20 protein-coding genes and 2 pseudogenes are annotated in these 24,546 nt (G+C 63.0%); 8 read left to right on the top strand and 14 right to left on the bottom strand.

Annotated elements, in window-relative coordinates:
* Positions 1 to 5: 5 nt before the first annotated feature.
* The 5 genes from E4Q23_RS14030 to E4Q23_RS14010 all read right to left on the bottom strand — a co-directional run bounded on the left by E4Q23_RS14030 (position 6) and on the right by E4Q23_RS14010 (position 4,076).
* Positions 6 to 572, bottom strand: a complete 567-nt coding sequence (locus tag E4Q23_RS14030) for a hypothetical protein (protein WP_169067206.1) — start codon at positions 570 to 572, stop codon at positions 6 to 8.
* A gap of 276 nt (positions 573 to 848) precedes the next feature.
* A complete protein-coding gene (locus E4Q23_RS14025) occupies positions 849 to 1,631 on the bottom strand; it encodes an ABC transporter ATP-binding protein (RefSeq protein ID WP_169067205.1) in 783 nt (260 codons plus the stop codon).
* 14 nt (positions 1,632 to 1,645) lie between these two features.
* Positions 1,646 to 2,380: an ABC transporter permease gene (locus tag E4Q23_RS14020; RefSeq protein WP_169067204.1), complete on the bottom strand. Its 735-nt coding sequence runs from the start codon at positions 2,378 to 2,380 to the stop codon at positions 1,646 to 1,648.
* Between the two features lie 135 nt (positions 2,381 to 2,515).
* Positions 2,516 to 3,208 (bottom strand): ABC transporter permease, encoded by a 693-nt coding sequence (locus E4Q23_RS14015; protein ID WP_169067203.1) that lies wholly within the window; start codon positions 3,206 to 3,208, stop codon positions 2,516 to 2,518.
* 94 nt (positions 3,209 to 3,302) lie between these two features.
* Positions 3,303 to 4,076 (bottom strand): ABC transporter substrate-binding protein, encoded by a 774-nt coding sequence (locus E4Q23_RS14010; protein WP_169067272.1) that lies wholly within the window; start codon positions 4,074 to 4,076, stop codon positions 3,303 to 3,305.
* Between the two features lie 552 nt (positions 4,077 to 4,628).
* On the opposite strand from E4Q23_RS14010, the gene E4Q23_RS23935 reads away from it, so the two are divergent.
* The 5 genes from E4Q23_RS23935 to E4Q23_RS13990 all read left to right on the top strand — a co-directional run bounded on the left by E4Q23_RS23935 (position 4,629) and on the right by E4Q23_RS13990 (position 12,244).
* The gene (locus E4Q23_RS23935; protein WP_248595457.1) at positions 4,629 to 5,735 is read left to right on the top strand and encodes a transporter substrate-binding domain-containing protein; all 1,107 of its coding nucleotides are present in this window, start codon (positions 4,629 to 4,631) and stop codon (positions 5,733 to 5,735) included.
* A complete protein-coding gene (locus E4Q23_RS23925) occupies positions 5,729 to 6,874 on the top strand; it encodes a PAS domain S-box protein (RefSeq protein ID WP_336511697.1) in 1,146 nt (381 codons plus the stop codon). Before E4Q23_RS23935 ends, E4Q23_RS23925 begins: the two co-directional genes overlap by 7 nt.
* A complete protein-coding gene (locus E4Q23_RS14000; RefSeq protein ID WP_169067201.1) occupies positions 6,847 to 8,208 on the top strand; it encodes a sensor histidine kinase in 1,362 nt (453 codons plus the stop codon). Before E4Q23_RS23925 ends, E4Q23_RS14000 begins: the two co-directional genes overlap by 28 nt.
* Positions 8,209 to 8,483: 275 nt before the next feature.
* Entirely contained in the window at positions 8,484 to 8,915 is a 432-nt protein-coding gene (locus tag E4Q23_RS13995; protein WP_169067200.1) for a response regulator, read from the top strand.
* A 20-nt stretch (positions 8,916 to 8,935) separates the two neighbouring features.
* Positions 8,936 to 12,244, top strand: a complete 3,309-nt coding sequence (locus E4Q23_RS13990; RefSeq protein WP_169067199.1) for an EAL domain-containing protein — start codon at positions 8,936 to 8,938, stop codon at positions 12,242 to 12,244.
* A 184-nt stretch (positions 12,245 to 12,428) separates the two neighbouring features.
* Here the strand turns inward: E4Q23_RS13990 and trxC are convergent, their stop codons facing one another.
* Together trxC and E4Q23_RS13980 are read right to left on the bottom strand one after the other, a co-directional pair.
* A complete protein-coding gene (gene trxC / locus E4Q23_RS13985) occupies positions 12,429 to 12,863 on the bottom strand; it encodes a thioredoxin TrxC (protein WP_169067198.1) in 435 nt (144 codons plus the stop codon).
* Positions 12,864 to 12,944: 81 nt separating this feature from the next.
* Positions 12,945 to 13,151, bottom strand: a pseudogene (locus tag E4Q23_RS13980) (hypothetical protein); the annotation flags it as partial.
* Between E4Q23_RS13980 and parS the strand changes: the two are divergent.
* Positions 13,150 to 13,584 (top strand): type II RES/Xre toxin-antitoxin system antitoxin, encoded by a 435-nt coding sequence (parS, locus tag E4Q23_RS13975; RefSeq protein WP_169067196.1) that lies wholly within the window; start codon positions 13,150 to 13,152, stop codon positions 13,582 to 13,584. The pseudogene E4Q23_RS13980 and the gene parS sit on opposite strands and share 2 nt — an antisense overlap.
* 196 nt (positions 13,585 to 13,780) lie before the next feature.
* Here parS and E4Q23_RS13970 read toward each other — a convergent pair whose 3' ends face one another.
* The 3 genes from E4Q23_RS13970 to E4Q23_RS13960 all read right to left on the bottom strand — a co-directional run bounded on the left by E4Q23_RS13970 (position 13,781) and on the right by E4Q23_RS13960 (position 18,031).
* Entirely contained in the window at positions 13,781 to 14,179 is a 399-nt protein-coding gene (locus E4Q23_RS13970; RefSeq protein WP_336511692.1) for a hypothetical protein, read from the bottom strand.
* Positions 14,180 to 15,079: 900 nt separating this feature from the next.
* Complete coding sequence (locus tag E4Q23_RS13965) at positions 15,080 to 16,588, bottom strand: DUF1254 domain-containing protein (RefSeq protein WP_169067270.1); 1,509 nt, start codon at positions 16,586 to 16,588, stop codon at positions 15,080 to 15,082.
* Positions 16,589 to 17,290: 702 nt separating this feature from the next.
* Positions 17,291 to 18,031 carry a hypothetical protein gene (locus tag E4Q23_RS13960; RefSeq protein WP_169067195.1) on the bottom strand — a complete coding sequence of 247 codons (741 nt, stop codon included), beginning with the start codon at positions 18,029 to 18,031 and terminating at the stop codon, positions 17,291 to 17,293.
* A 53-nt stretch (positions 18,032 to 18,084) separates the two neighbouring features.
* Here E4Q23_RS13960 and fabI point away from each other — a divergent pair, with 53 nt between their 5' ends.
* Positions 18,085 to 18,918, top strand: a complete 834-nt coding sequence (gene fabI / locus E4Q23_RS13955) for an enoyl-ACP reductase FabI (RefSeq protein ID WP_169067194.1) — start codon at positions 18,085 to 18,087, stop codon at positions 18,916 to 18,918.
* Positions 18,919 to 18,933: 15 nt separating this feature from the next.
* Positions 18,934 to 21,264 (top strand): AsmA family protein, encoded by a 2,331-nt coding sequence (locus E4Q23_RS13950; RefSeq protein ID WP_169067193.1) that lies wholly within the window; start codon positions 18,934 to 18,936, stop codon positions 21,262 to 21,264.
* A 36-nt stretch (positions 21,265 to 21,300) separates the two neighbouring features.
* Here E4Q23_RS13950 and E4Q23_RS13945 read toward each other — a convergent pair whose 3' ends face one another.
* The 4 genes and pseudogenes from E4Q23_RS13945 to E4Q23_RS13930 all read right to left on the bottom strand — a co-directional run bounded on the left by E4Q23_RS13945 (position 21,301) and on the right by E4Q23_RS13930 (position 24,419).
* Positions 21,301 to 21,798 carry an AsnC family transcriptional regulator gene (locus E4Q23_RS13945; protein WP_169067192.1) on the bottom strand — a complete coding sequence of 166 codons (498 nt, stop codon included), beginning with the start codon at positions 21,796 to 21,798 and terminating at the stop codon, positions 21,301 to 21,303.
* The gene (locus E4Q23_RS13940; protein WP_169067191.1) at positions 21,795 to 22,274 is read right to left on the bottom strand and encodes an Lrp/AsnC family transcriptional regulator; all 480 of its coding nucleotides are present in this window, start codon (positions 22,272 to 22,274) and stop codon (positions 21,795 to 21,797) included. The genes E4Q23_RS13945 and E4Q23_RS13940 overlap by 4 nt, the downstream gene beginning before the upstream one ends.
* Positions 22,267 to 23,247, bottom strand: coding sequence for an AsnC family transcriptional regulator (locus tag E4Q23_RS13935; RefSeq protein WP_169067190.1), 981 nt, complete (start codon positions 23,245 to 23,247; stop codon positions 22,267 to 22,269). The genes E4Q23_RS13940 and E4Q23_RS13935 overlap by 8 nt, the downstream gene beginning before the upstream one ends.
* A gap of 7 nt (positions 23,248 to 23,254) precedes the next feature.
* Positions 23,255 to 24,419 (bottom strand): annotated as a pseudogene (locus E4Q23_RS13930) (cytochrome D1 domain-containing protein).
* Between the last annotated feature and the right edge of the window lie 127 nt (positions 24,420 to 24,546).

Genomic DNA, 24,546 nt, shown 5'->3' with positions numbered 1-24,546 from the left:
GTAACTTAGTAGGGATTGAAAATCGACGGCGCGAGAGTACCCGTCGAAGGTGTGCTCGATGGCGCCACGGCCGCTGGTGACGGCGGCGCTTCGACTGCTTGCGGTGATGGCGACGCTGGCGGATCGACCGCTTCCGGCGACGGCGGCGCGGCTGCTTCGAGCGCTGGCGGCGAACTTGGCTGCACCGCCGGCTTGCTCGCCGCTTCGTGGGCCGCTTGCGGCGAGTTTTGCGTCGGCAGACGCCAGAGAAGCTTCGCGTTTTCTACCCAACCAGTTTCGCCTGTCGCCTCGACACGCACGTGCGCAAAGCCTCTATCGAGTTGGTCGCGGTAGAGCTTCGTGTACGGTGGCAGCTGCGTAATGATGGCACCGCCGATGCTCTTGTGCAGTGGCAGATTGGACGCACCGGTGTAATAGACGCCGCCCTCTTCCCTGGCCCCCGAGCCGCTTCTCTCGGGAGCACCCGCGCCCATATCCGGGAGGTACTTCGTCACCGTCGAACACGCGCCCAATCCCGCGACGAGCAGAGCAGAGACGAGTAGGGAAAGGAGGCGTTTTGAGTTGTCGATCATTCCAGTAGCCCCAAGAAACCACGCTATCGGCGATGCTTCGAGGCGTCAACGGATAGCAGAAGCGTCGCGCCGGCAGCATAATGCCGCGCTTCGCAAGAAGCCGCAAGAGGGCCATTGCTGGCCGCTCGGACGGGTCTGTACAAGCCCCGAAACCTAAGCTTGAAGCACCCCAGGACAGGCGACTGGTGCAGTAAGTGCTCGGCGTTCTCGACGAGGCTTTCAGGAGGCTTTACAGCAGCAGGGCAAGGTGAGCGCAGGCCTTTGAGAGACATCGCCTTACTTGAGGTTGCCCGACAGGAATTGCTGCAGACGTTCGCTGTTTGGCTTGCTCAACACTTCCCCGGGGTTGCCTTCTTCCTCAACCCGCCCCTGATGGACAAAGATCACGTGGTTCGCGACTTCGCGCGCGAAGCCCATTTCGTGGGTGACGACCAGCATCGTGCGTCCTTCTTCGGCAATCGAGCGCATCACCTTGAGGACGTCACCAACCAGTTCCGGATCAAGTGCAGAGGTGGGTTCGTCAAACAATAGCGCCTCGGGTTCCATCGCCAGGGCACGCGCAATCGCCACCCGCTGTTGCTGGCCGCCGGACATGTGCGCCGGATAAGTGTCGCGAAATTTCCAGACGCCGACGCGTTCGAGGTAACGTTCGGCACGTTCCATGGCCTCTCTTTTTGGCAGGCCAAGCACATGGATCGGGGCTTCGATGATGTTTTCCAGCACCGTCATGTGAGCCCATAGATTGAAGTGCTGGAAGACCATCGACAGACGGGTGCGGATTCTCTGCAGTTGCTTAGGGTCGGCAACCTTGAGTTCATCTTTCTTGCCAGGAAGCAACTTTACCTCCTCACCGGCGACAATGATCCGTCCGGAAGTCGGCTGCTCAAGGAAATTGATGCAGCGTAGCCAGGTGCTCTTGCCGGAACCCGACGAACCGATGATGCTGATCACGTCACCGGCATTGGCGGTGAGCGACACGCCTTTGAGGACTTCGTTGTCGCCGTACTGCTTGTGCAGGTTCTCGACACGGAGGAGTTCTTTGCTCGCCTTGTGGGTCATGACAGTCTTTCCGATCAGTCTTTTTGAGCACTGGCGCTGCGGCGCGGCTGCAGATGGGCCAGCCACCGGTTTTCAGCGACTCGGAACAGCCCAACCAGGACGAAGGTCACGGCAAGGTAGAGCAGTCCGGCAAAAATGAAGGCTTCAAAAGGTGCGTAATGGCGTGAATAGACGTTGCGTGCCGCACCGGTCAAGTCGACCAGCGTCACCGCGCTGGCTATCGCGGAGCCTTGCAACATCAGAATCACTTCGTTGCTAAGCGGCGGAAGCGCCCGACGCAAGGCCGATGGCAGAATGATTCGGCGCAGTGCCGTGCTGCGCGTCATGCCCATTGCCGTGGCCGCCTCGACTTCGCCGTGCGGCGTGTTGCGGATCGCGCCGGCAAACATTTCGAGCTGGTAAGCGCAGGTATTCAGGGTGAAAGCCAACAGGGCGCAGAAATAGGCGTCGCGAAACAGCAGCCAGAACGGGTTGCCGGCCTCCCACATTCCTTGCATCCATTCGCTCTGCCCAACGCCGTAGTAGATCAGCAGCAACTGGACGAGCATCGGCGTGCCGCGGAAGAAGTAGGTGTAGGCGCGCACCGGAGCACTCACCCAGGGGTTCTTCGACAGGCGAGCGATCGACAGCGGCACGGCAAAGCCGAAACCGACGACGAGGGCGATGGCCGTCAGATGCAGAGTCATCCACAGCCCGCGCCAGAATTCGGGCAAGCTGCCGGTAACGACGGTCAGATCAAACCATTCCATGCGTCGCTCCTTGATGTGAAAGTCGCGCATGCGACTCACGAACCTCCCTTCTCCCCCTGCGGGAGAAGGGCCGGGGGGAAGAGGGGGTGCGGTCATGATTTTCATGATCAGGGGTGTCTCGACATGTCATGACCGCTAAACGTTGGCTTCCCGGACGCCGACGTTGTAGCGACGCTCCAGCCGTTGCAGCACCGCGTTCGAGACGCTGGTCATCGTCAGGTACAGCACGCAGACGGCAAGATAGAAGGCGAAAGGCTGGTGCGTCGTGCGGCCGGCCTGATCGGCCAGCCAGGTCATGTCGGACAGGCCGATCATGGAGACGATGGCGGTGCTCTTGAGCAGGACCAGCCAGTTATTACCCATGCCCGGCAGCGCGTAACGCAACATTTGCGGAAAGAGGATGCGCCGGAAAACCTGCCAGCCGCTCATCCCGTAGGCCCGGCCGGCTTCCATCTGGCCCACCGGGACGGCTTGAAAGGCGCCGCGAAAAGTCTCGGTGAAATAGGCCCCAAAAATCAACCCGATGGTCAACACGCCGGCGGCAAAAGCATTCAGCTCGATCATGTCCCATTCCAAATAGTCACTGATCTGATTGAGCAATACCTGACCGCCGTAAAAAACCAGGAGCATCATCACCAGATCGGGGACGCCGCGGAGGATCGTGGTATACAACGCCGTCCACCAGCGCAGTGGCGCGATCTTCGACAGCTTGCAGGCGGCGCCAAACAAGCCTGTGCTGACCGCCAGCAACAGCGACAGGACAGCCACCTGGAGAGTGACCCAGGCGCCGGCCAGCAAGCTCGGTGAGTATTCGATCAGGGCATCCATGGGCGGCAGCTTCCTCAGGTTGCGCGGCTGCGAGGGCCGGGGCAGCAACAGGAAGCGCCCGCCGCGTTGGCGGCCGGCGCTTCACAGCGAGACATCACTGGCCGTAGATATCCATCGGGAAGTACTTCTTGCGGATCTCGTCATAGCTGCCATTGGCACGTACCGCATCCAGTGCCTTGTTGAGCTGCTCCTTGAGTTCCTTGTCCTTCTTGCGGATCGCGATGCCGATCCCTTCACCGATGACCGCGCGCTCTTCGGCGTTCTTGCCGAAATACTGATCACCAGCAACCGCGTAGCCAGAACCCTCAGGCTGGGTCAGGAAACCACCATAGGCTTCCCAGTAGTCGACAAAGCTGGCATCGACGCGGCCCGATTTGAGGTCCAGGTAGGCTTCATCCTGCTTGCCGTAGCGAACCACTTCCACACCCTTGCCATCCCAGTATTTGGTGGCGAAGTTGTCGGAAACAGTGCCGCGCTGAACAGCAATCTTCTTGCCCTTCAGGGAGGCCAGCTCCGGTCGCAGCGGTGAGCCATCCTTGGCAATCAGGACAACCGGCGAGGCGTAGTACTTGTGGGTGAAGTCGACCTTGGCTTTTCTTTCCGCAGTGATCGACATCGAGGCAACAATGGCGTCGAACTTGCGCGCCATCAGGGCGGGGATCATGCCGTCCCATTCCTGCTTCACCCAGGTGCATTTGGCCTTCATCTCCGCGCACACGGCGTTGCCGATGTCAATGTCGAAACCCTTCAAGGCGCCATCGGCAGACACTTCATTGAACGGCGGGTAGGCGCCTTCGGAGGCCATGCGAATTTCCTTCCACTCCTTGGCCGAAACACCAACAGACGAGAGCGCCAGGAGCGCTGACAGCAGCAGGGCTTTTTTTCATTCTTTTACTCCTCCAGAGTTGAGACCAGCAAATGGTGGCAAGAAAGCCCGTCTTGAGCAACGGTTTTCGTTGCGCATATTACAACGCTGCAGAGCTGCAGCAATGAAGATTGCGACAAACGAAGAAATGCGAAGCGCTTGCCAGCCGCAGGATGCGTGCCGAGAAATCGCGACGACTGTTGCCAAACGCAGCGCTCCGGCGCCGGCAGAGCTCGCGCAGAGGCGCATAGCCGAACCGGGAACTGCCAACGAGGAATTGCAGACCTCCACCTATCCCGTCGCGCACGCTCTCGAGTCGCCGCGGCACGGCATCGACGGCGACAGCCGCCGCCACTGGACAGTCACTACGCCGACTTGGGTGAAGAGGGCTGCCTGCTCCTCGCCAAGTTGCGCAACGCTGCCGCGCATAGTGCCCCTCTGATTGAAGACCTGCCCGCCTATTCCCGACTGTAAAGGCGTAAGCTGCAGGCGCGAGGGGTGATCGTCGAGAGGAACTTGAGCGGACTGAGGCTTACGCCGACGCGACGACTGAGCATGGTGCTGCGTAATCTGGTGGACAACGGGATCGGCTTTGACATGCGCTTTCACGATCGTCTCTTCGAGTTCTTCCAAGGCCTGCTGCACCCGCTGACGCCGCTCGGTGCGCGACTCAGGAGCAAGGCGGCAGCGTTGCTCGTCGCGGCACTGCTGCTGGCCGTTTTCGCCGCGCCGGCGCACGCCGAACCAAGGACCCTGCGTGTCGGCGTCGGCAGCAATCCACCGATCGCCTTCCGCGATTCGAGCGGCGAAATGAACGGCATCGCCATCGACGTTTTGAAATACGCTGCCGAACAAGAGGGCTGGCGGCTGGAGTTCGTGCACGACGACTGGCAGGCGATCTACGGCATGCTCGAGCGCGGCGAGATCGACCTGCTGACCGGCATCGCCTATACCGCTGAACGCGCCGAGCGATTTCAATTTAGCCGGCAGACCTTGCTCAGCAACTGGGGCGTCGTCTACGCCACGCCAGGCAGCAAGATCCAGTCGCTTCTGGCGCTGAAGGACAAGCGTGTCGCGCTCATCCCTGGGGCGACGCATAGCGACGAGCTGAGCAAGCTGGTCGCCAACTTGGGCGTGCCTATCGTCCCGGTTCCTGCCGACAACTATGAACAGGTCCTGGCCATGGTTGCTGCCGGGGACGCTGACGCTGGCGTCGTCAGCCGCGTTTTCGGCACGCTGCATTCGGCCGCCTACCAAGTCGAGTCCACCGGCATCGTCTTCAACCCGATCTCGGTCCGCTATGCCGCACCGCTGGAAGCCAATCCCGTGATCATCAGGGCACTCGACCGCCACCTCGAAGCGCTGCTCGATCGGAGCGACACGGTCTATTTCGAGTCGCTCGATCGCTGGCTGGGCATCGGCCAGGTGGCGACCTTGCCGACGTGGGTCGCTTGGGCCTTGATGGGGACCGCAGGCACGCTGGCTCTGGCAATTTTTTTTCGTGTTTCTGCTTCGCCGTCAGGTCCGGATACGCACCGCGGCACTGCACGAAAGCGAAGAATCGTTCCGGGCAACCTTCGCGCAAGCCGCCGTCGGCATCGCGCAGGTCGCCCCCGGACGGCAGCTGGCTTGAGGTCAACCAGCGGCTTTGCGACATCGTAGGCTACAGCCGCGAGGAACTGCTGCAACTCAGTTTTCAAGATATCACCCATCCCGACGACCTGGCGAGCGATCTGCAACTGGTCGGGGAAGTGCTGGCGGCAACCAGGAAAACCTACACCCTTGAGAAGCGTTACCTGCACAAGTCCGCGGCGGTGGTCTGGATCAGGTTGACCGTCGCCCTGCTGCGCGCCAGCGACGAAGCACCGAAGTACTTTATCGCGGTGATCGAGGACATCACCGATCGCAAGCTGGCCGAAGCAGCGCTTCGCGAAAGTGACGAGAAACTACGCATGTTCATCAACCATGCGCCGGCCGCGTTGGCCATGTTCGACCGCCAGATGCGCTATCTGTCGGTCAGCCGCCGCTGGTTGGAGGACTATGGACTGGCAGACTGCGCCATTGTCGGCCGATCGCATTACGAGATTTTTCCCGAGATAACGGAGGTGTGGAAGGACGTCCATCGCAGGGCCATGGCTGGCGAGGTGGTGCGTGCCGACGAAGATCGTTTCGAGCGCTACGATGGCAGCGCTCAATGGCTGCGCTGGGAGGTGCGCCCCTGGCACGCCGCCGACGGCACGGTCGGCGGCATCATCGTTTTCTCCGAGGACATCACCGCACGCAAGCTTGCCGAGGCCTCGGCGCGACAGGGTGAACTCCTGCTCGATTCCGTTTTCCAGGCCCTGCCCGACCTGTTCTTCCTGATCGACACGGACGGCACCATCAGCGACTACCGCGCCCGGCGAAGCGCCGACCTCTACCTGCCGCCCGAGGCCTTCCTCGGCAAGCGCATGCAGGACATCTTGCCCGCTGAAATTGGCACCATGGCCGAGCGCAAGATGGCAGAGATCCGCGAACGGGGCGGCTTGGCTACCTACGACTACGACTTAGCGATCGGCGACGCCGTGCACCACTTCGAGGCCCGGCTCGCCCGTTTACCCAATGACGGCCCGTTCATCGCCGTCGTTCGCGATATCACCCGCGAACACCAGGACCGTTTGTTGCTGGCGATCAGCGAGGCACGCTACCGCACGCTGTTCGAATATGCGCCGGACGGCATCGTTATCACCGACCAGGAGGCTACTACCGCGACGCCAATCCGGCCCTCTGTCGGATGCTCGGGTACACGCGCGAGGCACTGAATGGTCTGCACGCCTCCGCCCTTGTCGTGGCCGCCGAGCACTCCCATATCGCTCCTGCATTGGACGCCATCAGGGCGAAAGCTGACTACCACCGGGAGTGGCAGTTCCAGCGCCAGGACGGTTCGACTTTCGTGGCCGACGTGATCGCCACGACGATGCCCAACGGTAGTCCGCTCGCCATGATCCGCGACATCACCGCGCTCAAGCAGGCCGAGGCCAGCTTGCGCGAACAGGAGCAGTTCTTCCGCCTGATTGCCGAGAACATCGGCGACATGGTGAGCGTGCTCGATCTCGAAGGACGCCACCTCTACAACAGCCCGGCCTACCGTACGCTGTTTGGTGAGTCGGCAGATCTGAAGGGAAGCGACGCCTTCGCCAACATTCATCCGGATGACCGGGAGCGCGTGCGCCAGGGCTTTCGGCAGACCATAGAAACCGGCGCCGGTCGGCGCGGCAGCTTCCGCGTCGTGCTGGCGGACGGCAGTAGCCGTGACATCGAATCGCAGTATGGTGTGATTCGAGCAGCCGATGGCCGCGTCGAGCGGGTAGTGCTGGTGTCCCGTGACGTCACGGAACACAAGGACATGGTGGACAAAATCCGCCAACTCAACAGCGAACTGGAAGAGCGCGTACGCCAGCGTACGGCTGAACTGGCCTCGGCGAACAAGGCCCTGCAGACCTTTACCTATTCCGTGTCGCACGATCTGAAAGCCCCGTTGCGCGGTATCGACGGTTACAGCCAACTGCTGCTCGAAAACCATGACCGCCTGCTCGACGAAGAAGGGCGAGTGTTTCTCGGCAATGTGCGCCAGGGGGTCGCGCAGATGACCCGTCTGATCGAGGATCTCCTGGCCTATTCGCGCATGGAGCGGCAGAGCCTGCATCGACAGACACTCGACTTGTCGAGCCAGTTGGCCCTCGTCCTGGAGGCCCGTCGCGCCGACATCGAGGCGAGCGGCGCGGTTGTCGACGTGGCATTGCACGGGCTGACGGCGCACGGCGACGCGGAGGGCCTGACCATGATTTTGCGCAATCTGGTGGACAACGCGCTCAAATTCGCCGCCAACCGTCAGCCACCCACCCTGACGATCAGTGCTCGCCAGAGCGAGCACGCGGTCCTCCTCGCCTTCAAGGACAACGGTATCGGCTTCGACATGCAGTTTCACGATCGCATTTTCGAGATTTTCCAGCGTTTGCAGCGCGCCGAAGACTATGCCGGAACCGGTGTCGGACTGGCCATCGTCGCCAAGGCCGCGCAACGGATGGGCGGGCGGATCTGGGCCGAGAGTGCTCCCGGTCAGGGCGCTACTTTCTATCTCGAATTGCCGCGCTGATGCCAGCGGCCGCCATCGCCGGCTTGCCGTGGTCTGGCCCGGAAAGGGTAGAGCCGGACAAAATGCCGGTTCCCTTCGTCAATCCTTTATCGTAAAGTGGTGAAGGGGTGGAAGCAGGTGGAAACGGGTGGAAGCGGGCCTGACCGAAACGAGCGGCAGGTTTGCCCCGGCGTCGGACTGGCCATGTTCCGCGAGGCGACGTAAGACACAAGAATCAGAGGCTGGGCAAAGCGCACGCCGACCTTGGCGACGACGTTGCATCTGGAGGTTTCCGTATGAATGCTGTGGACTTCAACCGACCGATCCTCCTCGTCGAGGATAATCCGGCCGACGTCGATTTGACGCTGCGCGCCTTTGCCAAGCGGCGCCTGGCCAATCCGGTGCACGTAGCGCGCGATGGCGAGGAGGCGGTCGCCTGGATTCCCCGCTGGGAGGCCGGAGAAACGCTGCCGCTGTTGATTCTGCTTGACCTCAAGCTGCCGCGAATCGACGGCCTGGAGGTGCTGGCTCGATTGAAGTCGCATGCGGTCAGCCGGAAAACCCCGGTGGTCGTTCTGACCACTTCGGAAGAAGAAATGGACATCGCGGCGGCTTACAGCCTGGGGGCCAATTCGTACATCGTCAAACCGGTCGACTTCGGCAAATTCATCGATGTCGCGGCGCAGGTCGAGATGTACTGGTGCATGTTGAACACGGCGCCGCGCTGAAGCGGGCAATGGAGCCATCAATGAATACAGCGCCTGGCCGTGTACTGTATCTGGAGGATAGCGCGGTCGACGCCGATCTGGGTCGCCGCGCACTTGCCCGCAGCGCGCCCGACACGGTGCTTGAGATCGTGGCCACCGTCGGCGCCGCCATTGAGCGCCTGCGGGCTGCTGCGCCGAGCATCGACGTGATTCTCGCCGACCTCCAACTGCCGGACGGGAGTGGCCTCGACCTGCTGGCGCATGTGCGTACACAAGGCTTGCCGTATGCCTTCGTCGTCCTCACCAGCTTCGGCGATGAGGCTTCTGCCCTGGCCGCGCTGAAGGCCGGAGCGGACGACTACCTGGGCAAGCATGGCGACTACGCCGATCGCCTGGCGCGCGTCTTGTCGGGCGCCCTCGAACGTTTCCGTAGCGTCTGGGCACGCAAGCAACGGCCTCTTCGCGTGCTCTACGCCGAACGCAGCCGCTTCGACATCGATCTCACGCTGCGCCATTTCGCCGAGCACGCGCCGCAGTTCCGGATCGATGTCGTGCCCGACGGCGAGGAGGTGCTCAAGCGCCTGCCGCAGCACGGCGGCGAAGCCCCGGACTATGACCTGTTGATGCTCGATTACCGGCTGCCGGTCCTGAACGCGCTGGAAGTGGCCAAGACGCTCCGCAATCAGCGCGGGCTCGACCTGCCGATCGTGCTGGTGACCGGCCACGGAGATGAAGACGTCGTCGCCGCCGCCTTGCGCCTTGGCCTCGAAGATTACGTCGTCAAGAAGGGCGGCTACATCGAGAGACTGCCGACGATCCTGGAGAACGCGCACACGCTGGTCCAACTGCGGCGTGAACAGTCGCGCCTGCGCCAGAGCACGACCCGTTTCACGTATCTGCTGGCGGCCAGTCCGACGATCCTCTACGCACTGCGGGTGGACGGCGAAGAACTGTCGCCAACGTGGGTCAGCGACAATATCAACCGCGTCATGGGCTATACGCCCGCCGACTGCCTGGCGCCGGACTGGTGGCTCGCGCACCTGCATGCCGACGACCGTGCGCGCGTGCTCGCGGTACAGACCGATCTGCTGCGCCGCGGCTCGCTGACGCACGAGTACCGTTTCCACGATGCCAAGGGCGCGGTCCGCTGGCTGCGCGACGACCTGCGGGTGATCAAGGATAGCCGCGGCCAAGCGATTGAAGTGATGGGCAGCTGGAGCGACCTGACCGTCGAGCGCGAGTTTACCGAACGCCAACGGCTGCATGCCGCCGCCCTGGAAAGCACCCGCGACGGCGTCATCATCACCGACCTGACGGGCGCCATCATCAGCGTCAACGCGGCGTTCTGCGCGATCACCGGCTACGCTGCACCGGAGGTGATCGGCCGGAACCCGCGTCTGCTGCAATCGGGACGACATGATCGCGCCTTCTACCAGGCACTGTGGACCGGCCTGCTGCAGAGCGGACATTGGCAGGGAGAAATGTGGAACCGCCGCGCGAGCGGCGAAATCTATCCGCAGTGGGCGACGCTGAACGTCGTCAAGGATGAAGCGGGCTGCCCGTCCCACTACGTAGCCGTTTTCACCGACCTCACCCAGCTCAAGCGCAGTGAAGAAATGATCGAGCGCCTGGCCCATTTCGATCCCTTGACCGCCCTGCCGAATCGCCTGCTGTTGCGCTCGCTGTTGCAGCACGGGCTTAACCACGCCGAGAGAGAGAACAGCATGGTGGCCGTGTTGCTCATCAACCTGGATCAGTTCAAGCGAGTCAACGAAAGCCTGGGCCACACCCTCGGCGATGAATTGTTGCTGGCTGTTTCCGCTCGCCTGAAGGGGCGCCTGCGCGATGAGGACAGCTTTGGACGCTTGGCAGCCGACGAGTTCGCTGCGGTCCTGGAAGGCACAAAGGCTGCCGAAAATGCAGAAAACACCGCCCGCGACCTGCTCGCCACGCTCACCGCGTCCTTCGCGCTGAGCGACGGGCACGAAGCCTATGTGCGTGCCAGCATCGGCATCAGTGTGTTTCCGCAGGACGGGGCGACGGCCAACGACATGCTGCGCAGCGCAAGCGCAGCGACGCAGCGCGCCAAGGATCGCGGCGGCAATCAATGCGCCCTGTACACCGGTGAGCTTGGGCAGGGTGCGCTCGAACGCCTGGAAATGGAAAATGCGCTGCGACGCGTGTTGAGCCAGGACGAATTGCGCCTTCACTACCAGCCGAAGGTGGACCTGGCGACGGGGCTGGTCGTTGGCGCCGAAGCGCTGCTGCGCTGGCAGCGACCCGGCGTTGGCCTGGTGCCGCCGGCCAGCTTCATTCCCTTGGCCGAGCGCAGCGGCCTGATCGTCCCGATCGGCGCCTGGGTGATCGACGAGACCTGTCGTCAGATCCGCGCCTGGGCCGACGCCGGCTTGCCGGCCGTGAAAGTGGCGGTCAACGTCTCGGCCCGACAGTTCGCCAGCGGCGACCTGGAATCGACACTCACCGCAGCCTTGCGCCGCCACGGCGTCGATCCGCAAATGCTCGCGCTCGAACTGACCGAGAGCATGCTGATGGCGGCACCGGAGCAGGCCATCGAGCGACTGCACAGCCTCAGAGCGCTGGGAGTGGGCTTGTCGCTGGATGATTTCGGTACCGGCTATTCCAGTCTCAGCTACCTCACTCGCTTCCCGGTCCACGAACTCAAGATCGATCGCGCTTTCGTCAACGACATCGTCACCGACCCCAAGGCGGCCAATATCGCCACCTCGGTGATCGCTCTGGCGCATCGCATGCAATTGAAGGTGGTTGCCGAAGGCGTCGAAACCGACGCGCAACTGGGTTATCTGCGACAGCACCGTTGCGACCAGATGCAGGGCTATCTGTTCAGCAAACCCGTTGCCGCGGACGATTTCGCTCGTCTGATCACTGAGGGTCGATCGCTGGCGATCGCCAATGCGCCAACTGACCAGCGTACTTTGCTGGTGGTGGACGACGAAGCGAACATCCTGTCGGCGATGCGCAGGGTGCTGCGCGGACAAGGCTACCGCGTCCTGACTGCAGAGCGCGCAGAAGATGGCCTGGTGTTATTGGCCAGCAACGCTGTGCAGGTGATCCTCTCCGACCAGCGCATGCCGCAGATGAGTGGCACGGAGTTCCTGGCCCGGGTAAAACTTCTCCATCCGGACACCGTGCGCCTGGTCATTTCCGGCTACACCCAGCTTGACTCGGTGATCGATGCCGTCAATCAGGGAGCGATCTACAAGTTCCTGACCAAGCCCTGGGAGGATAATCAATTGCGCGAGCACATCCGCGAGGCCTTCGCCTACTACGAAGCGCTCGTCAAACCGCGCAGCACCCGCAGCGAAGATTGATTGACCGGCGGAGGCGTGCGGGCAGCGCTCCGCAAGACAGCGACCGACGCAGCCCGGCAGCCTTCCCGTCCCGGCTTCGCCATCACCAGATCGACCCTGCACGACTACTGGCCCGACATCAGGCAGCGCCAGCGTATGGCGGCGAATAGCGGCGGATAGCCGCTGACAGCCGCTGACAGCCGCCTCAGCGCAGCGAGCGCAGCCAGCGAACAATGCTCGCTGCATCCATCGCCCCGGCCTGACGAGCGACCTCCCTGCCCTTCCTGAACACCACCAGCGTTGGAATCGAGCGGATGGCGAAGCGAGCAGCAAGCGCCTGCTCTTCCTCGGTGTTGACCTTGGCCAGGCGAGCGGCAGGTTCCAGTTGCTGCGCAGCCGCCGCGAACGCTGGCGCCATGGCTCGGCACGGAGCGCACCAGGGGGCCCAGAAGTCGACCAGGATCGGCAATTCAGAGCGTTCAATATGGCGGTCGAAACTGGCCGCGGTGAGCGTCGTCGGCGTACCGTCAAAAAGTGGTGACTGACAGTGACCACAGCGGCCCTGCTCGCCGAGGCGCGCTTCAGGCAGCCGGTTCGGCCGGTGGCAATGCGGGCAGACAACTATTTTCGATGCGTTCATGGCGGCAGCGCTCCAGGATCAATGGCTGCTAGATGGTGGCATCGGGAGCACATTCAAGCCTTGCTTGCCTTTGCGTCTAGCGACCACCCGCTGTACCGCCTGACGCGTCAGGCCCATGTTGCGCGCTATGCTGGCTACCGGTTGTGGCGCCCCTGACAAGGCGACGGCGCCGAGCACCTGCCAGCGCGCGCTGGTCAAGCCGAGCTCGGCCAGCAGCTGGTCGCCAGCGGGAAAGCGCCAGAATTGAATATACTTACCGCCATATGGCAGCACTCGGAGTGACGACATGACCCTCGCTCTTTCGCTCGAAGATCTGCTCGGCGACAAGGAAGCTTTGCCTGCCAAACCACGTCCCCCCCTGCAATGGGTGTCACTCATCCGGCAGGGAATTCCCTCGGCTGCCGTAGATTCCCTGGCGACGACCCTGGCGATCTCTCAATCCGAGCTGGCGACGGCACTGGCTATCCCGGACCGCACCCTGACGCGGCGCAAGAAGGAGGGAACACTGAACAGCGAGGAATCCGCCAAGCTGCTGCAGCTCGCCCGGGTGGTCAAGCGTGCGGACGAGGTGTTTGGCGCCATCGAGCGTGCTCTGGACTGGCTGAAGTCGCCTAATGCCGCATGCTCAGGCGCCACGCCACTTTCTCTACTCGACACCGACATTGGCACGGAAAGCGTCCTCGACACCCCGGGCCGAATCGAGCACGGCATCTTCGCCTGATCCTCACGGTGTGGCGGCTACTGACCACGCCCGCTTCGCGGCATTGGCCCTTTCCCGAGAGGCCGCCGAACGTTTTGGCGGGCGCTGGAATCGCAAAGGCATGCCCAAAAAGCGCATCAGCGACTCACGAGTCTCCCTGCTCCGCTTGCGGGAGAAGGGTCGGAAAAGAGGGGCGCACTCATGACGTTCATGACCGTCAGTCGAAAATCAGCACGACATAGGTGAGGAAGAGGACCAGGTGAACGACCCCTTGCAGCATGTTGGTACGCCCGCTCTGAATGTTGACCACCGACACCGGCAAGGTGATCAGCAACAGGCAGGCCTCGGCATTTTCCAGCCCCAGTTCCACCGTCTTGCCAGTGAACAGGCTGATGGCGAGGATCGCGGGAATGGTCAGGCCGATGGTGGACAGCGCCGAACCCAGGGCAATATTCATCGTGCGCTGCAGCTGGTTGTCCAACGCCGACTTGACCGCCGCCATGCCTTCCGGTGACAGCACCAGGATCGCCACCAGGAAGGCCCCCAGCGGCAGCGAGCGCGGCAGCGACCGTGCCGGGCGGTGCCCCCCCCGTCCCTCGACAAATAGCTCGCTCACGAGAGATGGCGGCGGCGAAGGAAAGATGTCATGCGGCGAACGATGTCATGCGGCTGGCGCCGACGAAGCTCGCGTGAACTTTCAACGGCTCTGTAACAGCAGAGTTGCCATGAATGGTCAGCGCATCGTCAAGCCACAGCGTTTCCCACCGGCATGACGACGGTAGTCGGAGGGATCATCGTGCCGGGAAGAACGGCGGCCACGGCACCCCCGCGCGCGATTCAGAAGACACGCCAAAGCGCTCGTAGGCACCCGATTCATCGGGCGATGTCGAGCGTCGCCTGCCCAAACGCGAGTCGTCGTCGCGGCGCATGCCGCCAGCCGACATCGTGCAGGCTGAGCGGCCGTTGCCAACGACCCGTAGTCGTGGCCTACCCATCACTCAGGCGAACGCCTCTGGCCACGGCAACGCCACGACAACCCGGCGACGGCCCAGAGGAAAAGCGCGGCAGCCGAGTCTGTACAGCCGATTGTTGCCGTTGGTCGGCGAGAACGGGTCGAAAGGCTGCGACCTCAAGGATGACGTGAAAGCCCGCGCCACGGCTTAAAGGAGACAGGTGCGTGGTCCGCGCCAAGACTCCGCGTCGGCCACTGCGGGATATGGGAGCATGTACCTTGAGCGTCGTCTGTACTGCGCATTGCCAACGTTCGACCGGGGTCGCGGGAAGAGTCAGTCTGCGCCGACGACTACGGGCGACCGCTTGGCGAAGAGCGCTACTCACCCTTTCGACCCTTTGCAGCCGGCCGAGCGGCGTCAGAGCGGCCGCTCGCAAAAAAGACCGACATGCCAAAGGCGGTCATTAAGTGGCCTCGATGGCTGGCGTTGTGTCCCGCTCTACGTAAACAAGGTCGACGAAGCTTTTCAAGGAGCGAATCGGCAGGACAGAACACGCGAACGGTTTAATTGGCCAATTCGATGTTGCCTGGTCTCCAGGTCTTGTTGATCCAGGGCTCAAGCGGACCATACATGCGCAAGATGACGAACCAACTCTTGCCCGGTACCGACTGCAGCCAGTTGCCTTCCATGCCCTTAGGCGCTTCCGGCGCGAAATAGACGTCGTAGGAACCGTCGGCATTCTTCTTCATCCCCTTGGTCAGGCTGCCAACCGTTGGAAACAATTGGCTGGTCTGTAGTTGTGTGCGCGTCTGGGTGTCGTACATCGTGACCGCCCAAAAGTTGTTGACCGGCACGTCGGGAGGCAAGTGCAGCTTGTAAGCCTTCGAACCATCGAAAGGCTTGTCGTCGCCGTCCAGAAAGGCCAAGGCGTAATCAGAACCCTCACCGACATGGGTCGTCGCCATGGCCGGCGTCACACCACCGGCGTTGTAGTAGAACAGCACTCGCGCATCGAGGTTCATCGTGCCGTCCGCTTCGAACGAAGTGTTCTTGTTCGCATAGGCTGTAACCCAGTTGCTCTTCGTATCGGGATAGATGTACACCCCCCCAATGCGTGGGTCATAAGTGATGGCGCGCCCAGCAGCATTGCCAAGCGTTGCTGCCTCGGCAAGCAACTTCTTCATCCTGTCATCGGGATTGAATGGCTTGCCTTTGACGATACCAATGGCACTCATGGAACCGCGAACCTCCGGCCCGACTGCATCAATCGGCTCTTCCTGAACGATGGTGTTCAAGATCTCGAAATATTCCAAAGTGCTCGGAAAGATGGTGCTGAACGATCTGCCGGACATGTTGATGAACTGAGTCGGCGCCGGATTGGCGGCATCCTTCAGCGGATAAATCCGCAGCCCGGATTTGAAATTATCGACCGCTGCCGTCAGGCCATCCTTGATCGAACCCCGCAGAAAGAGGAAGTTCTTGTTGGTTGAAGGCTTCAGCAGGAAATACCCATCTGGCACCTTGCCCTTGTAGCCTGGAGGCAGGACGAGGTATTTGCCGCCCTTGCCCTTGTCCGGCCCGGTGACACCCATGTTGCCGACAAAGCGCTGCCAGGCATCATCGAGAAAGCCCAGCATGCCGGGCGGGATTTCGATGACCGTCGGGCCATCGTTGGCCAGGTCCGTGGGGGCGTAGGCATACATCGTTGACGTGTTGGACGTAATGACCGGCGTCCGGGAATCCATCAGCTGTTCCCAAATCGCGATCTTGTTGGGTGCGTCTGCGCCTTGCTGCGCCATCCCCAAGAGTACGCTGTAGATCGATACGGCGCCGACATTGTCGAGATAGACCCCGAGTGCACGCGAGCGGTCCAGATAGTCATAGACCAGATCGTTGGTCTTGCCTGTCGGTACGCCGTCGAAGAATGTCAGCTCACCGGCTACTGTCTGGACTTTGTCCGGTATCGATGCCGCCTTCGTTTTCATGGCTTCCCTGGAACTGTCTGCCTGTGCATTGGTACTCGCAATCGTGAGCGCGGCGGTAAGTGCGAGAACGATAGTGTTTGCTTTCATGGAAGTAACCCTGTGTTGTTGGACGGATTTCTGGCTTTCTTGCGTGATGTTCCTGCCGGGGCTTAAGCTGCCGGGGCGAGCGGCAAGCGACGGGTTGCTGGGGCTGAAGTAGACCGTATCACGCCTCGTCCGGTCAAGGGTTGCATGTGGGAACGAAGGCGGTGGTAAAAAGTTCACTGCCTTGCAGAGCAGCGCTTCGGCACTCGGATGTCATCGTAATGAGGGCCCCAGCATGGTGACATGGACGTCGTCATCTCAAGCTACGCTTCTTGCGCTTTGACGCGCGCTGACCAATGGCTGCTTTCGGTTCGCTGAGCCTGTTCAATGGCCGGTTTCAGGCTGGCCGCGGCAAGGCGGGATCCGATCGGCGCCAGCCGGCGCGTACGCCTCGGAAGCTTTACGGCAAGCCTTCGACGAGCCGTGCCGACTCCGGGAGGAATGACTTTGCATCTTTGCGGCGCACTGCTGATTTTCTGCGTCATGAGCTTGCGTCTTTGCGATTCACCGCTGATTCTTTGCGTCATGCAGTTGATTCTTTGCGATTTCCAGCCGACTCTCTGAATCATGGTGCTGGATCTTTGCGACTTCCCGCTCACTCTCTCAGTCATAAAGTTTGGTCTTTGCGACTCACTGCTGATTTCTCTGCATCATAAAGTTGAGTCGTGGAGATTCACTGCTGACTCTCTGCGTCATGAAGTCGAGTCACGAAGATTTACGTTTGAGGCGCTGCGTGATGAACTGCAGTCGCTGCCTTTCGCGCCCGGGCGAGAAGGGAGATTCGTGACCAGCCGCTGCCTGGCTCATCTGCTTCTTCGTTGCGGACGACAAGCACGGGCGATAGCGCAGGATCCTTGGCCCGGTGATGGCGCAGCGCTGCCAGCCGATTGCACAGGACGGCCGCTGAGGTGGAGGAATACTGGGGCGGATCACGAAAAAATGGACGCTCACGGTTGTCGCTCCATCGGTCGTCCTCGACCAGCGCTTGCTTTCCTTGGTGAAAAAAGCAGCGTCGTCGCCGACAGCGAGCGTTGTCGACAGTCGGATATTCACGGTGATGACAATCGAGGCGCCCCGGGCGATGAGTGCGATGACCGTACCCCCCTCCTTCCCCGACCCTTCTCCCGCGAGGGAGAAGGGAGTTTCGTGAGTCGCTGGCGCGAGTTTTGCATTGATGGCAAACCCGGCCTGTCGCGAATGGCGAATGGTGAGTGGTGAGTGATCAGAGGTGAACGCGGCGCCACACCAGCCCCCCACGTCATTGCGAGGAGGCGCAGCCGACGCGGCAATCCAGTTCCATCCTCTTACTATTTCCCGCCGCATCGCCCCATTGACATCGTGAACACTGAACACATGAAAAGCCAAACCTCTGGATTGCCGCGTCGGCTGCGCCTCCTCGCAATGACGGAGGCCGGCGGTGGTAGGATCATGGCTGATGCCCTGCAACTAGGCATGCCTGTCGTCATGCCGACGACGTGCTTTCAGAAAAGGAGTCAGCAATGACCGATCAAGCAACCAACACCCGACTGCTCGAAAAGCTGCGCCATCAGCGCGACCTGGGGGAGCAACCATTGGCCGGAAAGAAAGGGATCGTCCTCGGCATCGCCAACGACCAGTCGATCGCCTGGGGCTGCGCGCAGGCCTTTCGCGGGCTCGGCGCCGAGCTGTGCATCACTTATCTGAATGAGAAGTCGCGCAAGTTCACCGAACCACTGGCGCAGGCACTCGATGTTCCGCCGGCTCTCTATCTGCCTTGCGACGTGCGCGAGGAAGGCCAACTGGAAGCCGTCTTCGCGGCCATCGGAAAAGAGTGGGGCGAGCTTGACTTCGCGCTGCATTCGATTGCCTTTGCGCCGCGCGAAGACCTGCATGGCCGCGTCACCGACTGCTCGCGCGAAGGCTTCCTGATGGCCATGGATGTCTCCTGCCATTCCTTCATCCACATGGCGCGGCTCGCCGAACCGCTGATGAAGAACGGCGGCACGCTGTTTACCATGAGCTACTTCGGCGCCGAGAAAGTCGTCGAGAACTACAACGTGATGGGGCCGGTGAAAGCCGCCCTCGAGGCGACCTCGCGCTACCTGGCGGCAGAGCTGGGTCCCAAGGGCATTCGCGTCAACCCGATCTCGCCCGGCCCGATCGCCACCCGCGCAGCGTCGGGTATCGGCCGTTTCGACGAATTGATGGAGAAAGCCGCTGCACGCGCACCGTCGCGCGTGCTGGTGAGCATCGAGGACGTGGGCATGGCGACCGCCTTCCTGGCCACCGACTATGCGAAGCTGATCACCGGCGACACCACCTATGTCGACGGCGGCTACCATGTACTTGGCTGAGCACCCGGATTGGCGGTGAGCGCAGATCCAGGCAGTACTGGCGCACCCGCAGCGCAGGCGCAGCCGCCGCTAGCTGCCGGGCGGCGGCGCCTGCTGGTCGGCGCTGCCGCGGCGGCGGCGCTCCTGGCGCTGGCCATGGCCCTCGCCATCGCGCTCTTCGATATCAATCGCTACAAGCCGGAAATCGAAGCAGCGGTGAGGACGCACAGTGGTCGTACGCTGCACCTGAACGGCGATCTGGCGCTGTCGTTCTTCCCCAGGCTGGCCGTCGACCTGCCGGCGAGCAGTTTGTCGGCCCGCGACAACGAAGCCGAGTTCCTCAGCTTTTCGTCGGCGCGCATGGAAGTCGCCCTGCTCCCCTTGCTGTGGCAGGAAGTCGTCATCGAGTCGCTGCAGCTGCGCGAAGCGCGGGCGACGATGACGCTGCCGGACAAGCACAGTAGCGCCGCCGAGATGGACGAGGTGAGCAGCGGGGCCAGCGGAAGCAGCGGGAGCAGCGTGGCCAGCGCGGACGCCGCCGTCCCCGCCACCACCGCGGCGGCCAACCGCGAGACCCGCTGGGAAATCGAACAGTTGCTGCTCAGCGATGCTGCCCTCACCGTGCACAATGCCGTCAACGGCAAGACGATCGTGCTCTCGGCGATCCATCTCGAAACCGGCCGCCTGGCGGCGAAGACGCAACTGCCGCTGGGGCTGAAGGCACAGGTCGCGCTGATGAGCCAGCCCGAAGTGCTCGGCGAGATCGAAGTCACGGCCCGCGTAGACATTGACATGAGCGCTGCGCGGCCGGCGCTGGCCGCCAGCGACTTCAAGCTCGGCTTCACCGGCAGGCGCGATGGGCACGATAGACAGCCCTGGCGGGCAGCGCTCAGCGCCAGACATTTGTCGCACCAGGGCGAAACCTTCAGCGCCGCGCAAGTCGAAGTCAGTGTCCAGACCGACGGCGAACCCGCCACCGACGCCTGGACCTTCGCGGCCAGTGCGGAAGAGATCGCCTTCGACGGGCAATTGCTGAGCCTGCCGCGCTTCGACGCCGAGATCGCCCGCGAAGACCCGCGCTTGCCCGGAGGGCAGGCACGCCTGCCCCTGTCCGGCGCCCTGACGCTCGATACCAGGCACGAACGCGCCAGCCTGCAGCTGGCCGCGCAGGGCAGCGATGCCCGTTTCGAGGCCAGCATCGAGCTGACGAACTTTGCACAGCCGGAAGTCGGCTTCGACCTGCAGGCCGATCGACTCAATCTGGACGCTTACCTGCCGCTCGCCCAGCCGGTCGCAGGAAAGGCGGCCGCCGGAGCGAAACCGGCAGCCGCCGCGCCCGCCGCAGGCAGCGAGCCCGGACAGGCCCGGCCCGGCCGCGCGGCGCTGCCCATCCTGCGGACTGCCGCGGCGGCGCCAACACCCAGGCCGGCCCCGGCCTCGGCCCCGGCCTCGGCTGCGGCCGAACCCGCCTTCGACCTGGCCGGCTTACACACGCTGCGCCTCGACGGCCAGCTGCAGATCGCGCAGCTACAGGCAGGCGGCATCGAGGCGACGGCTGTGCACGCCCGTGTGCACAGCGCCGACGGTCGCGCCACACTCGCCCCGCTGAGCGCACGCCTCTACGGTGGTCAGGCGGACGGCGAGTTGACCCTCGCCGCACAGAACACCCATGGCGCAACGGGTCAGGGCCAGGGCCAGGGTCAGGGCCCACAGCTAAGCATGAAGCTGGCGCTGAACGATGTCGACTTCGGTGCCCTGGCACGCGCCGCACTCGGTCGCAGCGATCTCGCAGGCCGCGGCAATGTGGACCTGGCCTTGTCGAGCAGTGGCCAGTCGCGCGCCGAGCTGACCCGTGCGGCGCAGGGGACGGCAGGCTTCGCACTGCGCGAGGTGGCGCTGGTCGGCATCGACCTGGCGGACGTCCTCGGCCAGGTGAAAGACATTCTCAACGCCGGCGGCAGCCAGTCGGGCCGGATCGACACGTCCAGAGTGACCCGGCTGTCGCACCTCAGCGGCACCGTCAAACTGGCTGCGGGCGTGGCACGCAATGATGATCTGGATGGCGCCGCGGCAAAGCTCGCGCTCGGCGGTTATGGTCAGTTTGACCTGCTCTCGAGCGAGCTCGATTACACGCTGCGCGTGATGATGGCCGCCAATCCTGACGAAAGCTCGAAGTTGCTGCGCGCGCTGGAGGGCCTACCGATACCGGTGCACATCAGCGGGCCTGCGGATGAGCTGCGCTACTCGATCAGCCTGAGCGATGTCGCTGCCGATGTCCTCAGGCGTCACAGCGACGACATCGGCGCCGCGCTGGTCGACGAAGCGGAACGCTTTTTCGACAGACTCTTTGGGGGCAAGAAGAAGTAAGGTCGCGGACGGCGGACGGCGGCCGGCCCCCCCCCTTTAACCGCCAATCCTGAGGCCGGTCTTCTTGAGAATGGCGGTCGAGAAAAGCACGTCGTAAGCGCGGCAATCGGCACCGAGAAGAGCGGCGATTTCGGCCACCTTGGCCTGCACTTCGGCACGCGAACTGCCATGCACCATGGCAAACAGGCTGTAAGGCCATTCCGGCAACTTGCGCGGACGGTGATAGCAGTGGGTGACGAAATCGAGGGCACCGATGCGCGCGCCGAGTTCGTCGATGCGCTCGTCGGGGACATCCCAGACGCTCATGCCGTTGGCGGTGTAGCCGATGGCGTAGTGGTTGGGCACGGCGCCGATGCGGCGAATGACGCCACTGTCGAGCATGCTCGCCAGCCGCGCCATCACCTCTTCCGGCGCAATGCCCACTTCTTCAGCGAGCTGGTGATACGGTCGGGCGACGAGCGGCAGGCCGCTCTGCGTGGCCAGGATCAGGCGGCGATCGATGGCGTCGACCGCGGGCGCCGGGGCGCCGCTCATGTGCGCACCGCCAGCTTCATCTCGACGAAATACTCCTGCAGCTTGGGAAAGGGGAAGACCGGCAAACCGCTGGCTTCCTCGATGCTGCGTACCGCGGCCGCAATGCCGTCGGCCGTTTCGGTGGCCAGCACGAACCACATATTGAAGTCGCAGTGGCGGTCGCTTTCGCGGCGGTAGTTATGCGCCACCTGCGGGAAAGCATTGACCACCTCGAGCACGCGCAGCCAATCGGCTTCGGGAACGCGCATCGCGGCGAGAACGAAAGCGCCTCCCATGCGCTCGACCTGAAACATCGGCCCGAAGCGGGTCAGTACGCGCGCCGCGAGCATCGCCTGCAAGCGTTCGAGCAGTTGCTCCTCGCCGATGCCCAGCGCCTCGGCGACTGCGGCATAAGGCCGCTCGCAGAGCGGGAAGCCGCCCTGGAGCGAATCGATGATCGCCCGATCGATGGTGTCGATGCCGGCTGCCTCAGACATAGCGCGCGCCGCCCTGCTTGAAGCGGGTCAACGAGAAAAGGACGGCATGCGCGCAATCCTCGAGGTGCAGGCGGGCGCGCAACTCGGCGATGCGCGCCTCGACCTCGGCGCGAACCTGCCCGTGAATCATGCAGAACAGGTTGTAGGGCCAGTCCGGCAAGACCCGCGGACGCTGATAGCAGAGGGTCACTCCCGGTTCGCCGGCCAGGATTTCGCCCATCTCGGCGACTGCCGCGTCGGGGATGTCGTGCACCAGCATGGCGTTGGCGGTGTAGCCGAGTTCGTGATGGCGGACGACGACGCCGAAGCGCTTGATGATGCCCTCGGCGCACCAGCGACGGATACGTTCAAGGACTTCGCTCTCCTCACAACCGACACGACTGGCGAGCACCGAAAACGGCCGCATGAACAGCGGCAAGCCTTCCTGCAAGGCCATCACCAGGCGGCGTTCGAACTCGTCGAGCGGCCGTGGCGCCACGAAGGCCTGCCTGCGCACCGGCGCCGGCAGGCCTTCCTTGCCTTTGCCGTCGAGCGAAAAACCGAGGTCGATGTGAAATTCCTGCAGCAAGGGCAGGCGCAGCAGCGGCTGGCCAGCCGCCTGCTCGATGGCCCCCAAAGCTGCCTGCAGGCGGCCTTCGGAACCGGCGGTGACCACGAACCAGAGGTTGTAGCGATGCTCGCGCTCGTAGTTGTGGTTGACCTCCGGAAAGCGATTGACCGCCTCGGCGACGGCGGCCAGTTTCTCCGGCGCTACAGCCATCGCCGCCAGGGTGCTGGCGCCAATGCGCTTGGGCGCAAAGACGGCGCCGACGCGGGAGATCTTGCCATCGCGGCGCAGCGTCTCGAGCAGGCGCAGGACGGCGTTCTCAGCCACACCAAGGCGCTCCGCCAGTTCAGCGAAGGGCGCCGGGCAAAGCGGGAAGTCCCTCTGGAAGTCGTTCAGCAAACGAAAGTCGAGCGCCTGGTCGGTCATTGCGATCTCAGAATCCCGTGCGCTGCGCGCGGCTGGTAAAGAAGATGCCGCTCGGCGCTTGCGCCGCAAACTCGCCGACCTGGGTCAGCGTCGCGGTATCGTAAATCACCACCTTGTTGTCGTCACGGGCGGACAGCCAGACCTGCTCGCCACGTGGCGTGAACTCCATATGCAGAATCGCCTTGCCCGGTTCGAGGGTCTGCACCACCTTGCCGCTCAGGGTGTCGATGACCTGCACCCAGCCGTTGTCGGGGAAGGCGAAATTGACCCACACCTGCCGGCCATCGGGCCGCGCCATGACGAACACCGGCTGTCCCTTGACCGCAATGCGGCCAACTTCCTGCCAATCGCTGCCGGAAACCACCAACACCTCGTGCCGGCCGATTGCCGGCAGATAGGCCTTGCCCTGCGCCATCGACCAGCCGCGCAGGTGCGGCATCTTGAAGACCGGCAGTTTTTTCTTCGCCGCGCCCGTAGTTGCCCAGAATCCGCCGCGAGCCCTTCTCCGGCTGCCAGGTATCGAGCAGCGCCACGCCATCCTCACCGAAGAGCCCGGCCAGGTAATAACGCCCGTCGGGGGTCACCAGCCCGTCATAAGGCTGCAGGCCAGCCGGGTAGCGTTGAGTGGTCGGATGGCGGGGATCGGAGAAGTCGCTGACCCAGATCTCGCCGCCGTCGAAAAGCGCATAGGCGAAGCGGTTGCCGGAAAGGTCGGCCAGGCCAACCACTTTGGAAAAACTCCCCGGCGCGTATTCCGCCGGCACTTCGGAGAGCAGTTCCAGGGTCTCCGCGTCGAAAGCCTTGATGCCGCCCGGCTTGTAGTTCTGCGCGACGACGATGCGGCCATCCTGCGAGATCGAACCGCCAATGGCATTGCCCGACTGCAGCACGCGCTTGACGATCCGCGCCTCAAGCAGATCGACTTTCGTCAGTCCGCCATCGCGGCCAAAGACGTAGGCGTAGCGACCGTCGCGCGAGTAGACGACCGAAGCGTGCGACAGGTCACCGAGCCCGCCGATGCGCGCGTAGGGTTTGCCGGCACTGGTATTGACCAGGCTGACGTGACCGCTGGCGCGCTCGATCACCAGCCCGAGGTCGCCGGTGCCACGCAAGGGCGGCGCCGCACAGCCAGCGAGCAGAACAAGCGACAGCAGGGCGAACAGTTTTCTCATCATCGTCATCATCTTCACTCAAACCGCGCCAGCGGCGCATCCACAAAATCGTGCCCGCGAGCACCATCAAACCTCGTCGGTCGCCTGAACTCCCCTCCCCCCTCGCGGGNGAGGGGCCGGGGGAGAG

The organism is Candidatus Accumulibacter phosphatis (assembly GCF_012939955.1).
GTDB classification, from domain to species: domain Bacteria; phylum Pseudomonadota; class Gammaproteobacteria; order Burkholderiales; family Rhodocyclaceae; genus Accumulibacter; species Accumulibacter delftensis.
Note: the sequence above shows the minus strand (reverse complement) of the source record. Positions and strands in the feature narration are given on the sequence as shown.

Bases quoted from the DNA above. Each gene is read 5' to 3' on its own strand.
- E4Q23_RS14030 (WP_169067206.1), bottom strand. From the start codon at position 572: ATGATCGACAACTCAAAACGCCTCCTTTCCCTACTCGTCTCTGCTCTG.
- E4Q23_RS14025 (WP_169067205.1), bottom strand. From the start codon at position 1,631: ATGACCCACAAGGCGAGCAAAGAACTCCTCCGTGTCGAGAACCTGCAC.
- E4Q23_RS14020 (WP_169067204.1), bottom strand. From the start codon at position 2,380: ATGGAATGGTTTGATCTGACCGTCGTTACCGGCAGCTTGCCCGAATTC.
- E4Q23_RS14015 (WP_169067203.1), bottom strand. From the start codon at position 3,208: ATGGATGCCCTGATCGAATACTCACCGAGCTTGCTGGCCGGCGCCTGG.
- E4Q23_RS23935 (WP_248595457.1), top strand. From the start codon at position 4,629: ATGGTGCTGCGTAATCTGGTGGACAACGGGATCGGCTTTGACATGCGC.
- E4Q23_RS14000 (WP_169067201.1), top strand. From the start codon at position 6,847: ATGCTCGGGTACACGCGCGAGGCACTGAATGGTCTGCACGCCTCCGCC.
- E4Q23_RS13995 (WP_169067200.1), top strand. From the start codon at position 8,484: ATGAATGCTGTGGACTTCAACCGACCGATCCTCCTCGTCGAGGATAAT.
- E4Q23_RS13990 (WP_169067199.1), top strand. From the start codon at position 8,936: ATGAATACAGCGCCTGGCCGTGTACTGTATCTGGAGGATAGCGCGGTC.
- trxC (WP_169067198.1), bottom strand. From the start codon at position 12,863: ATGAACGCATCGAAAATAGTTGTCTGCCCGCATTGCCACCGGCCGAAC.
- parS (WP_169067196.1), top strand. From the start codon at position 13,150: ATGACCCTCGCTCTTTCGCTCGAAGATCTGCTCGGCGACAAGGAAGCT.
- E4Q23_RS13965 (WP_169067270.1), bottom strand. From the start codon at position 16,588: ATGAAAGCAAACACTATCGTTCTCGCACTTACCGCCGCGCTCACGATT.
- fabI (WP_169067194.1), top strand. From the start codon at position 18,085: ATGACCGATCAAGCAACCAACACCCGACTGCTCGAAAAGCTGCGCCAT.
- E4Q23_RS13945 (WP_169067192.1), bottom strand. From the start codon at position 21,798: ATGAGCGGCGCCCCGGCGCCCGCGGTCGACGCCATCGATCGCCGCCTG.
- E4Q23_RS13940 (WP_169067191.1), bottom strand. From the start codon at position 22,274: ATGTCTGAGGCAGCCGGCATCGACACCATCGATCGGGCGATCATCGAT.
- E4Q23_RS13935 (WP_169067190.1), bottom strand. From the start codon at position 23,247: ATGACCGACCAGGCGCTCGACTTTCGTTTGCTGAACGACTTCCAGAGG.